This window comes from Facklamia sp. P12945 (assembly GCF_050409485.1).
Lineage (GTDB): Bacteria > Bacillota > Bacilli > Lactobacillales > Aerococcaceae > Facklamia.
On sequence record NZ_JBNUPJ010000017.1, the window covers coordinates 39,001 to 50,498 of the forward strand.

The 11,498-nt window shown below is 34.8% G+C and carries 11 protein-coding genes; 9 read left to right on the forward strand and 2 right to left on the reverse strand.

All coding sequences use genetic code 11. The features are described 5' to 3' along the window. Nucleotides 1-19 precede the first annotated feature (19 nt). Together ACQV2X_RS06700 and ACQV2X_RS06705 are read right to left on the reverse strand one after the other, a co-directional pair. The gene (locus ACQV2X_RS06700; RefSeq protein ID WP_428894367.1) at nucleotides 20-745 is read right to left on the reverse strand and encodes a LytR/AlgR family response regulator transcription factor; all 726 of its coding nucleotides are present in this window, start codon (nucleotides 743-745) and stop codon (nucleotides 20-22) included. Beyond that, entirely contained in the window at nucleotides 742-2,046 is a 1,305-nt protein-coding gene (locus ACQV2X_RS06705) for a sensor histidine kinase (protein WP_428894368.1), read from the reverse strand. The genes ACQV2X_RS06700 and ACQV2X_RS06705 overlap by 4 nt, the downstream gene beginning before the upstream one ends. A 286-nt stretch (nucleotides 2,047-2,332) precedes the next feature. On the opposite strand from ACQV2X_RS06705, the gene ACQV2X_RS06710 reads away from it, so the two are divergent. The 9 genes from ACQV2X_RS06710 to ACQV2X_RS06750 all read left to right on the forward strand — a co-directional run. Beyond that, nucleotides 2,333-2,980, forward strand: coding sequence for a hypothetical protein (locus ACQV2X_RS06710; RefSeq protein WP_428894369.1), 648 nt, complete (start codon nucleotides 2,333-2,335; stop codon nucleotides 2,978-2,980). 12 nt (nucleotides 2,981-2,992) lie between these two features. Further along, complete coding sequence (locus tag ACQV2X_RS06715; RefSeq protein WP_428894370.1) at nucleotides 2,993-3,916, forward strand: YARHG domain-containing protein; 924 nt, start codon at nucleotides 2,993-2,995, stop codon at nucleotides 3,914-3,916. A gap of 141 nt (nucleotides 3,917-4,057) precedes the next feature. Continuing rightward, nucleotides 4,058-6,268 (forward strand): LysM peptidoglycan-binding domain-containing protein, encoded by a 2,211-nt coding sequence (locus tag ACQV2X_RS06720; protein WP_428894371.1) that lies wholly within the window; start codon nucleotides 4,058-4,060, stop codon nucleotides 6,266-6,268. 233 nt (nucleotides 6,269-6,501) lie between these two features. Further along, nucleotides 6,502-6,825: a hypothetical protein gene (locus ACQV2X_RS06725; RefSeq protein WP_428894372.1), complete on the forward strand. Its 324-nt coding sequence runs from the start codon at nucleotides 6,502-6,504 to the stop codon at nucleotides 6,823-6,825. A gap of 215 nt (nucleotides 6,826-7,040) precedes the next feature. After that, complete coding sequence (locus tag ACQV2X_RS06730; protein ID WP_428874115.1) at nucleotides 7,041-7,415, forward strand: hypothetical protein; 375 nt, start codon at nucleotides 7,041-7,043, stop codon at nucleotides 7,413-7,415. Nucleotides 7,416-7,864: 449 nt separating this feature from the next. Beyond that, entirely contained in the window at nucleotides 7,865-9,205 is a 1,341-nt protein-coding gene (gene glnA / locus ACQV2X_RS06735; RefSeq protein WP_428874116.1) for a type I glutamate--ammonia ligase, read from the forward strand. Nucleotides 9,206-9,316: 111 nt separating this feature from the next. Next, nucleotides 9,317-9,784 (forward strand): GNAT family N-acetyltransferase, encoded by a 468-nt coding sequence (locus ACQV2X_RS06740; protein WP_428892816.1) that lies wholly within the window; start codon nucleotides 9,317-9,319, stop codon nucleotides 9,782-9,784. 4 nt (nucleotides 9,785-9,788) lie between these two features. Beyond that, complete coding sequence (locus tag ACQV2X_RS06745) at nucleotides 9,789-10,598, forward strand: hypothetical protein (protein ID WP_428874118.1); 810 nt, start codon at nucleotides 9,789-9,791, stop codon at nucleotides 10,596-10,598. A 133-nt stretch (nucleotides 10,599-10,731) separates the two neighbouring features. Next, the coding region (locus ACQV2X_RS06750) for a LysM peptidoglycan-binding domain-containing protein (RefSeq protein ID WP_428894373.1) at nucleotides 10,732-11,498 on the forward strand (767 nt) is incomplete at its 3' end.

The window sequence follows — 11,498 nt, forward strand, 5'->3', positions numbered from 1 at the left end:
GGCCTTTTGGTCACTTTTTTTATTTGAGTTGATTATCAACATTTTCTTTATAAACGCGTCCAACAGGTATATGCAAATCTTCAGGAAAATAAAGTTCTCTTTGACTTTTATCAAAGAGGGTTGCATTTTCAATGTTAGCAACATAGGAGCGGTGGACTTGTGTAAAAGATGTACGATCGATTATGTCAGCTAGGGAATCATAAAATTCATAATAAACGTTATTTCCGACTAAAACAATTTTATGGTTTTCAATTGATTGGAAGTAATAAATATCTTGATAGTCAACCACAATGGTTCGACGTCCCATAGTAGCTGTAAACTTTTCTTTGGTTTGGCTGTTTAATTTTTCACGGCTAAGGACTGTATCAATACATTTTCTTACTTGAGATTCAATAGATTCAAAATTATCTTTGATAATAAAATCAAGCACTTCAAGCTTATAGCGAAAGACTAAAGGCATCATCTCGCTTAATGTAGTAATAATGACAATTTTACTTAGATCATCTTCTTTTCTAATAGTTTGAGCGAGGTCAATACCGTTAATATCAACCCCTAAATCAATATCTAAAAAGTAGAGAGTCTCTCCTTTATCTTGTTTTTTTATGTAATTTAATACGAGATAAGGGTCTGAAGTTGCTAAGACAATATTTAAGTCAAGTTCTTCAATCATTAAGTATTTTTCTATACTAGAGCGAATATTATCTAATTGCTCAGGTATATCTTCACAAATCACAATATTTCTCATGGATTATCAACCTTTCTAGCAAGTGGAATGTAGAGTTCTTGAACAAATTGATTATTTTCAATCGATGTAAAAAGACTGATATCAGCATCTTTAGCGAGTTCTTGAAGGTTACTTAAGCCAAACCCTCTGTTTTCACCCTTGGTTGAAAAACCCATTTGTCGCATTTTTATGAGTTCTTGAGCAGAAGCTTGGGTCGGATTAGCTACCATAATCAAGTATTCTTGATCTAATTGAGTAATTAGAACATCAATTTGAGCTTGGTCTTGTTGTAGAGACGCTTCAATTGCATTGTCCAAGATAATCCCCAACATTCGACTTATAGCCATCAAATCTTCTTCTAAACGGGGCAAGTTTTCACTAATCTCTAGGTGAACTTTCAGCCCGTTAGCTATAGCGTAGGATAATTTTGAGTAGAAAATCATACGTAATTCAGGATTATTTAAGTAAACTAAAGGGTTCAGGGCATTAGACTCGATTTGATTTGTTTCAGAATCTGGGGCGAGTTCTTGGAAAAAGTATGAACTTAAAGCATCCCACGCTTTTTCTCGAATAAGTCCTTCGATACTCAGTAGAACATTTTTATAATCGTGTCGAAACTTTCGCATTTCGGTATATTGCTGGGTGATCATGCTGCTGTATTCTTGGTTAATTTTTTGTTGGGCAATTTGTCTTTGGGCTTCTTTCATTTTTTCCAAGGCAAAATAAAGAAAGATGGCTCCAGAAATGAAGAGAAGAAAAATGGTTAAATTGATGGCTAAAACGAATTGAGTGATGCCCTTAGAGTCACCTGTAAATTCTTGCACTGCTTGAATAAGTGCGGGCAATAAAATACCGAGTGAAAGAATCGATAAAAAGACTAACCCTTTGTGTACCAATTGGGGGAACCTTTCGATTAATCGCATAAATAAATAGGCCTCTATTCGCGTCAATAGCCATATAAGTAGGATACTAGTACAAGAGAATACAAAATAAAAACTGAGCGACTCAATATCTATAAAACTCGTGAGTATACGATAATACTGATCAATTAAAGCTAAATTGATATAGCTGAGGGAAGAAAATAATATCGTTTTGTCGAATGATTGAGAAAAGTAGGTGTGGCTTAAAATAATGACGACAAAATAGGTGATGGCTATTTGCCATCTAGTTATATAAAGTGGATTAATTGCTAGAGTAGCCATGAAAAAATAAACAGCTAGCCATTCATACCAATTTACTTTTTTATAATGAATAATAATTGAAAAAATAAAGATTGCTGAATAACACAACTCATAAAGACTAATCTGATTAAGTAAGTCCATAAATACTCCCTCATATTGAATTTATATTTAAGAATCCTTAACCTATTTTAACATATAATTTCCTTACTAAATAAATTAAGAATAGCTCAACTTAATTGAAAAGATTTGGAGATGCTGTTTAGGTATTTAAAGTTGTCGTTGAAGTAGAATTAGCTCCCTTTTAAGTGATCTTTGGTAATCTATTAATTAAATAAGAAAATATTATTATTTTATTGGAGAGACAGTGAAAAATTTTATGCAAAGTGGTAATCAATTATAGTATCGATAGAAATTTAGGGGGATTATAATGAAGAAGTTTTTAATTTGTGCAATGTTATTAGGAATGCCCGGAATGATAGTACACGCTGAGGAAGTTGACTTAGAAGATCGAGTAACTTCTTTAGAAAAGCAAGTAAAGGAGTTATTCGAACTCCAAAATATGAGATCTGACTCCTCAGAAGATACAAAAGAAACTTTTCATGAAAAGAATATAAGAATAGTCAATGAATTACCTCAGAATATCGAAGATGGATGGGAATATGCGGCTGGACACAATTCATATTTCTCTTCAGTAAAGATTGCCAATATGAGATATAATAACGACTTTTTATTTTTGGATATAAAATTAATTGACTGTGATTTTCCAGGCCAAAAGTTATCTGAAAATGTGTATAGAACATTTGAGATTGCTCAAGTTAGCGATGAAGAGATTGCAATTGAGGATATAAATCTTAAACTTCTACCAATTCAGTATAATCAAATACCTGATCAGTTGAAGGGAAAACATCCAGTAATAAAAGCGATGGATGAAACGCCAGAAAATGGCAGTTCAGTTATTGTTACTGTTCCTTTTAAACTAACAGAATCGATTGAAGAGAGTTCAAAAATAGTATTAAAATTTGCTGAAAATCAAATAATTCAATTTGACTTAGAGAAAGCCTCAGAAAACCTATAAGGAGATTATAAAATGAAAAAAACACTTTTAATTATATTATCTTTATTCAGCCTTTTTGGAACTTTAAGGACATTTGCTCAAGAGAATGAAATGGTTAATTTTTATATCGAAGGTTTAGATTATACTGGAATTAGTATGTTGCCAAATGAAAAAATTGTAAGAGTCTCACATGGAGCTTTTAATGAACCCCCAACATATGAATACTATCACTTTACTAAAAAAGAAGTTGAGCCAGTTGAAATTCAATACATGAGTTATTTAGAAAATTTGACAGAAATTAAAAGAGCTTTATCTCACCAAATAACAATTGGGGATTTAGTTGATAGTGATAAATCTGGTCCTTTAACAGGAGCTATTATGTATCTAAGAGAAACTGGAGAAGATAGAGTTAAGTTAGAATTAATAAGTAACTTTATTGATAATTATTTTGAAGGAGAGAAGGATGAATCTTATGTAGGCTATATGTCACAGGACTCTATGAATCTTACAGACTTTATGGCTGAAAAATCAGTTGAAATAACACATCCATATGTTGAAGACAATAAAAATGTAGAATCTTCACCTTCTGATTTACCTCCTGCAACAGATGCAGCTGAATTTGCCAAACTTTTTGTTGGAGGAAATTCGACCAAAGATGATTCAGCTTTGTCTAAAGAATATATTATTCCAGATAGCAATCAACGATTGTTGACAGATGATGAAGTGAAACATCTAGATGCTAAAGCATTATGTTATGCTCGAAATGAAATCTATGCTCGAAAAGGACGTAGATTTGAGTCTCAAGAATTGCAAAGCTACTTTAACCAACAAGATTGGTATCAAGGAACAATTGCACCCAGTCACTTCAGTGACAATGATTTGACAAGAATTGAGCTGGATAATGCTCTCACTTTGCTTAAACATGAGAAAAAACAAGGAATTTATCAACCTAAATAATTAATTGATTTTAATTGTTGAATAAATTAGTTGACATGACGCAGATTTAAGAATTAAAGTCTTTAGAATACATATCATATAAAATTTATATGATTTAAAGTTGAATTATATCAGTTATAAACATCACAAAGGAGATCGAAGATGAAAAATTTAAAAAAAGTAAAAGGCCAGTGGATAGCTATAGCTGCTAAGACAGTTGTCATAACCGCCTGTAGTTTGGTTTCTTTCGCTAGCGTAACTCCATCAACTAATGCACAAGAGGAAGACAAATCATTCATTCAATTGTTAGTAGAAAATGACAAAAGCAATATTTCTAAATTTGATGAAAAAGAAGAAATGCTTGCAGACGAAAATTTGATGAATTATATAATGCAAACAATAGAAAATGCAAAAAAAATTGAAGTAAACAAAATAAACACTGTAGAAGAAATAAAATTAGAATTAGAAAAACAAGCTGAATTAGAGTTGTCAGCATACGTCATTCAATATGGAGATACTTTATTTAATCTTTCTCAAGCCATGAAAGTCGATTACAATGACTTACGCGAACTAAATGGTTACTTGGAAGAAGAGGCTGAGTTAATGACGGGTGATATCATTATTTTTGAGTCATTAGAAAAGTTAAACGAAATAGATGAATATAATGCAATAAATCAAGTGAATATTAGTCCGGTCGTTACAGTTGACGAGCCAATAATCACGATATTACCAGAAAAAACACCGATAACTGAAGAGGCAGCAGAAGAGGAACCCGAAGATACCAATACTACAGTAGTAGTAGAAACCCCTGAAGGCACTACGACCACGGTTGTTGAGGAACCCGAAGATACGACTACTACCGTTATTTATGAACCTGAAGATACTACCACTACAACAACTGTTGTAGACAAACCAGAAGACACGACGACAACAGTTGTAAACGCACCAGAGGATACAACCACTACCGTTGTAGAAGAACCAGAAGATACAACGACAACCGTCGTAGATCAACCAGAAGACACGACTACTACAGTAGTAGATCAGCCTGAAGATACCACAACAACTGTTGTTGACCAACCTGAGGATACAACGACCACCGTCGCAGATACAACTGAGGATACCACCACTACAGTAGTCGTAGAAAACCCTGAAGATACAACGACTACCGTTGTAGATGAACCAGAAGACACGACGACAACTGTCGTTGATGAACCCGAAGATACAACCACTACCGGTGAAATCATCGAAGTCCCAGACGATACAACCACAACGACGGAACCCGAAGACGGTAATGATGAGGTTGTTTCAATCAAGACGTCTGAACAAGCACGTTTATACTACAATTATGCCAAATTCAACAACGAATTCTTGAAGTTAGTTAACCAAGAACGTAAAATGCTTGGATTAAACCGCGTAGGATTCTCACCAATTCTTCATAAAGAGTTCATGGTACCTCGTGTAGAAGGCTTACAAGAAAACGGTAATATGAACTTCTTCGATAAGAATGGTAACCAGATCAAACACGCAATCGCCGATGTTGAAGATGCTAGCGACGAACAGCAGTTAGCAAGTGTTGATTATGTGAGACTATTAGATGACTCTGAAACACTCTTACCATTCATGGGTGAAAACTTAGTTAACTCATATATCCCGCAAGGTTCCAACACTGAAAACCTTGAATACAACCTAGCGGTAAGCATGTTTGAAGTATGGAAAAACTCGCCAGGTCACTACCGTAACATGATATCTGAAGGATACGTAACAATAGTAACTGACGTCGCTTTCAGTGACTACTACCGTGCTGGCGTAAACGAATACACAGATCAAGATATGGCACTTGGTGTAATGGTTGGCGGAATCAAATATATGTTTGCTAATGGCTACGACGAGTCCATCGAAATCTTAAACGGAATCGAAATGATTGCATATCGTGATGTTGTAACAAATGAAATCTTAATGTATATGCCAGTTGACGAAAACGTCACAGACTTCGTATACATTCCTTCAAACGAAGACAACTCTGTTCGTATGGTTGAGGCCCGTCAAGCTATTGAAACAGCTAAAGAAACGGTGGAGGCAGCTGCTACAACCGTAGAATCAAGTGAAATGGAAGAAAAAGTTATCCCGGTTGAAGAAACAACCGTCGAAACAACGGTTCAAGAAACGGTTGAACCAGAAACAACTATCGAACAAGTTAGCCCTGTAGAATGGTCAGGAGAAGTTGAAGTAACTGAAGAATCAGTTGTTGAACAAATTTTTGAAGTTCAACCAATTACTACTGAAATTGAAGGAGTAACTTCAACAAGTAAGGAAGAATCATTTACAGAAGAAGTATTAACGACTCAATTATTAGAGACAAGCTCAGAAAATTAAAGTAAATCCTATTAAAGGAGAGTTTTTATGACTCTCCTTTTTTTTATATCTCTTAAGATGTTATATTTATTATATTTCCTAATATTTGCTATAGTTTACCCTAAGTAAGGAGGAAGTAAAATCCAACCCTTAGACCAACTCCACAAAACTATTGCAGACCCAATGAATCAAGCGTATAGTAAAAAAGGTGTTCTGCCACTTTATAAATAATGTAAGAGGAAAGATTAGTCATTGTGAAGCAAGCCCCAAGCAAAAACCAGAGGTCTGTCCCCTCTTTTGGAATGATCCCAGTATGTCTGGTCCAAGCCTTTGTTGCTGCGGCAGCAGCAACGGCTATTTTAGAACTTTTAATTGCTTATGGGGTGGAAGAAGTTATAAGTGCGGGCTGCTGTGAGACTTTAGAAGAGATAGCAGAAAATACTTTTTTAACTCCTTTTAAAGCCTTGCGAGACGAAGGGACTTCCTATCATTATCAAGAAGCTACTCGTTTTGTTGAAATGAATCGTCATGCTTTAAAAGCGATTGAACAGGCCCTATCCTACCACCAAATGTATTAATAACTTTGAAGACAGACGGACTCTACCGTAAAAGGAAGGACATGGTGGCTCATCGCAAGGAAGAAGGGTGAGCTGTAGTTGAGAAGATGATTCCTTTGATGATGCTCTCATTCTTTGATGAGATGCTGTGATGAATCTTTGATGAAAGATACTTTCGCCTTTTTAAGACTTACTTTAGCTTGTGATATAATTAAACGAAATAGAGGAGGAATAATATGCAGGTAAAGATTACAAGAAATGCTTATTTTATGGGGGGATTAATGCCCCTAACTGTCTATCAGGATGGCAAGTCAATTGGGAAAATACATACGAATGAGACAATCACTCTTGAGGTAGTAGAAGGTTCAACTATAGTTGTTAAGCAATTAGGGATGAGAAGCAATCCCCTAGAGGTCAAATCGGGTGATTATATAGAGATTTCAGGTAAACCCTGGTTAGGTCTTCTTCAAGTTGTTCTTCTAATTAGTTTTCTTTTTTTATCATATATTTCAGACAATACTTTTAAAATAATTAGTTATTTTATACTACCGATTCTCTATTTTTCCTCCGTATTTTTAATTGAAAATTTTAAGCTGGAGAAAAAGAAATAAAATCATCCTGTAATTTAGGAACTATTTTGCTATTCCATTTATAGATAATGAGAATCTAATGGCATCAATTATGCAGCTGATCGATGATTTATAGGCGAAAAAACAGGCTAATTGAATCATTATCTTGAGCTGTGTTTCAATCCTATTAAGCATAATGCTGATAAAAGTAACTCTAAGTATGAAGTTAAAAAGATCATTAAAAATAAGCGATTTCTAAGTGTCAAACTTCTGACAGCTCCAAGATGTCTTTTCTTATCCCGAGTCCAAATACTTTAGAAGTTTTGAGTAATAACTCCATTTATTTTAAGTCCCCCTTATAGAAAGGAGAAAAATAAGTGGATTTATATTTCTGAACGTTCGGAAATTCAACTTAAGAAACTTTAGATTAAAGTGAAACAAGTCCCAAATAGAGGACTATAATGAGCTTATTCTTAGCTTAGGAGGCAATTATGTCACAAAACAAATGGACACGCGCAGCGATCTTACAGGATATTAAGGAACAAAAGGTTCAATTCATTCGTTTAATGTTTACCGATATTATGGGGAAAATTAAAAACGTAGAAATTCCAGTCTCACAAATCGAAAAAGCTCTTGATAATAATATGACTTTTGATGGTTCCTCCATTGATGGTTTTGTTCGGATAGAAGAAAGTGATATGTATTTGGTACCGGATTATGATTCTTGGTTAGTTTATAATTGGAAAGAAGGAAGCGGTAATGTTGCTTCTTTAATTTGTGATGTGGAAACAGCCCATCGTCAGCCCTTCTCAGGTGATCCGAGAACTAACCTGAAAAGAGTGCTTACTAAAATGCAAAAACTAGGTTTTACTTCATTCAACTTGGGGCCAGAACCAGAATTTTATCTTTTTAAAAATGATGAGAATGGGAATCCCACCATGGAATTAAATGATAAGGGAGGCTATTTTGACTTAGCTCCGATTGATTCAGCAGAAAATACTCGTCGTGATATTGTTTTAGAGTTAGAAGACTTAGGGTTTGAGATTGAAGCCAGTCACCATGAATGCGGACCTGGCCAACACGAAATTGATTGGAAATATTCAGATGCTTTAACAGCTTGTGATAACATTCAAATTTTCAAATTAATTGTTCGCTCAGTAGCCCATCGTCATAATATGCACGCATCCTTTATGCCAAAACCGGTTTATGGTTTGGCAGGTTCAGGTATGCACTTTAATCTGTCTTTGTTTACAGAAGATGGTAATGCTTTTTATGACCCGGAAGGTAAAGAGGGGCTTTCGCAAACAGCTTATTATTTCATTGGTGGTTTAATGAAGTATGCATCAGCTTACACAGCTATTGTGAATCCAACTGTTAATTCATACAAGCGCTTAGTCAGTGGCTATGAAGCGCCTGTTTATATTGCCTGGTCTGGTCAAAACCGTTCACCATTAATTCGCATTCCAGCTGCGCGTGGTAATTCTACTCGTATCGAAGTTAGAAGTGTAGATCCTTCAGCTAATCCTTATTTAGCCTTAGCTTCACTATTAACAGCTGGACTAAAAGGGATTGAGGAGAAAATTACTCCTCCAGCAGAAGTACGTGAAAATATTTATGAAATGGATCAAGAAAAACGTATGCTTAAAGGGATCTATCAGCTCCCAGCTAGTTTAAAAGAGGCTGTGAATGCACTGAAGACCAGTCCAGAAATAATGGAAAGTTTAGGTGAACATATCGCCAGTAACTTTATTCGAGAAAAAACATTGGAATATGAGGATTATTTAAAAAATGTTTCCCAATGGGAACTGGATCGATATTTTGAGACCTATTAATAGAGGTAGAGAAAATAAGGACTTAGCATTCTTTATTGCTTAGTTCTTATTTTATTGTTAAAATCAATAAGTAATTAATAAGAGCGCATCCATTAAAATAGGAGGGCTTAAATGACATGGAAAATAAAACAATTTAATGACTTGAGCACTTACGAACTTTATCAAATATTGCAATTACGGTGCCAAGTATTTGTGGTTGAGCAAAAGTGTCCCTATTTAGACATTGATTATTTAGATATAGAGGCTGATCATTTATTCCTTGAAGAAAATGGGGAAATATTTGCCTATTGTCGATTATTAGCTCCTGGGGTGAGTTTTGAAGAAGCATCAATTGGTCGTGTTTTGGTGAAAGAAGATCAACGGAATCAAGGCTTATCTTATCAAATAATGACTAAAGCTATTGAATTTCTATTTAATCAAAAAAATTATCCTTCGATCAAGCTATCCGGTCAAACTTATTTGATCGATTTTTACAAGGGCTTAGGCTTTCAACCAACTAGTTCAGCTTATCTAGAGGATAATATTGAACACATTGATTTACTGTTAAATAAGAAACTTCATAATGGAGAGAAGGAATGAAAAAATGAAAAAAATGATATTAAGTTTAATTGCAACCGTTGTGCTATTGCCACTAGTCAATCCTATTGATGCTGAGGATGACCAAACAACAGTGGAAGTAACTAGCGAGTATGTATCAAAAAAAGATGACCAAGCAATTATTGAATTTTTACCACAGGCTTATCTTGAAGCTAAGATGGAAGTAAGTGATGAAATTGAAGCCTTTAAAGAAAAATACAGAAAGTTCCGTTTAACGGAAGTCTATCAGGACCTGCTGAAAGAAGACCCGGAAGTTGAGAATTTTACCGGTTATATGTCGGTTGCTTTAAATCAGCTAAACAGTATAGTGGATCAAACCTACCTAGTTTATTTGAGAAACTACCAAGAGCGATTAGCTAAAATCGAACAAGATTTTGAGTTGGGACAATTGCAATTAACAGAAGAAGTTGCCAAGTTTGTTTCGGATTATTCTTTAACAGAGCCTGAGAAAGTAAAAGCTAAAGAATATAGTCAAGAGGAATTATTAACTCATTGGAAAAATTATGCCTATTACCAGCAAACATTAGACTTGGATAAACAAATGGAAAGTTTGTATCAAAAACATTTTGATAATCTTGCTTCATTGCCTGAAGACCAGCAAACTTATGAGGCCAATCGTGATAAAATTCAAGATATGTATCAGGAATTCGTAGATCAATTAGAATTTGCTGACCAAATTAAAAAAAGTGATTTGACTAAGATCAGTGAGTCGCAGGAGACGCTTAGTGATTTATTAGAACAATTAAAAAACATATCGCTTGAGGATGCAATTAAAGAGCAAAAGCTTTTTGAATAAATAGATTTTTATAGCCAGTTTTACTGGCTTTTTTATTACAAATATTACGAATGCGTATTATTCATTATTTTTACACAATGATATGATATACTTTGTAAGTAAAGTCAACCGAATTAATAAAGGAGGATCCATAATGAGACACAAAGCAATCAAGACAAGCCTATTGTCTATTTCAATGTCAGTATTAGCTACAGTAGCAGTTACTCAAATAGATAACTTACCAAGTGTTTATGCCCAAGAAAGTAATTATGCAATCGGTAGTTATACGGTACAGGCCGGCGACGGAGTTTATCGTATCGCGATTAATCATGGAATGACTATGGATGAGTTGAAGGAATTAAATGGTTTAACTAGCAACCTAATCCATCCAGGAGATGTACTGAAGGTATGGGTGAAGAATGCTCATTCAGTTGTAGAAAATCAGGCAGATATTAAAGAGGAGACAACAGAAACACCTACAACAAAAACAGAAACAAGTCCGACAATTAATCAAAATGTTTCTACTAATCAACCAGCAGTATTTGTATCTCATGCAAAAACTTACACCGTACGTTCAGGCGATTGGTTAGCTAGAATAGCTGACATGCATGGGATTACGGTTGCGCAATTGAAGTCTTGGAATAATCTAAGAAGTGACTTAATTCATCCAGGCAATGTTTTGATTGTGGCAAAAGGTGAAGCGTCAAGTCCAGCACCAACACCAGAAAAGCCGGCTGAACCAACACCAGAAAAACCAAGCACACCGACAGTAAGCAAAACTTATACGGTAAAACGAGGCGATTGGCTAAGCAAAATAGCTAATATGCATGGGATTACGGTTGCGCAATTGAAGTCTTGGAATAATTTAAGAAGTGACTTAATTCATCCAGGCAATGTTTTGATTGTGGCAAAAGGTGAAGC

Excerpts from the sequence above, each read along its gene's own strand:
- ACQV2X_RS06700 (WP_428894367.1), bottom strand. The coding sequence starts at position 745 with ATGAGAAATATTGTGATTTGTGAAGATATACCTGAGCAATTAGATAAT.
- ACQV2X_RS06740 (WP_428892816.1), top strand. The coding sequence starts at position 9,317 with ATGACATGGAAAATAAAACAATTTAATGACTTGAGCACTTACGAACTT.
- ACQV2X_RS06745 (WP_428874118.1), top strand. The coding sequence starts at position 9,789 with ATGAAAAAAATGATATTAAGTTTAATTGCAACCGTTGTGCTATTGCCA.
- glnA (WP_428874116.1), top strand. The coding sequence starts at position 7,865 with ATGTCACAAAACAAATGGACACGCGCAGCGATCTTACAGGATATTAAG.
- ACQV2X_RS06710 (WP_428894369.1), top strand. The coding sequence starts at position 2,333 with ATGAAGAAGTTTTTAATTTGTGCAATGTTATTAGGAATGCCCGGAATG.
- ACQV2X_RS06705 (WP_428894368.1), bottom strand. The coding sequence starts at position 2,046 with ATGGACTTACTTAATCAGATTAGTCTTTATGAGTTGTGTTATTCAGCA.
- ACQV2X_RS06720 (WP_428894371.1), top strand. The coding sequence starts at position 4,058 with ATGAAAAATTTAAAAAAAGTAAAAGGCCAGTGGATAGCTATAGCTGCT.
- ACQV2X_RS06730 (WP_428874115.1), top strand. The coding sequence starts at position 7,041 with ATGCAGGTAAAGATTACAAGAAATGCTTATTTTATGGGGGGATTAATG.
- ACQV2X_RS06715 (WP_428894370.1), top strand. The coding sequence starts at position 2,993 with ATGAAAAAAACACTTTTAATTATATTATCTTTATTCAGCCTTTTTGGA.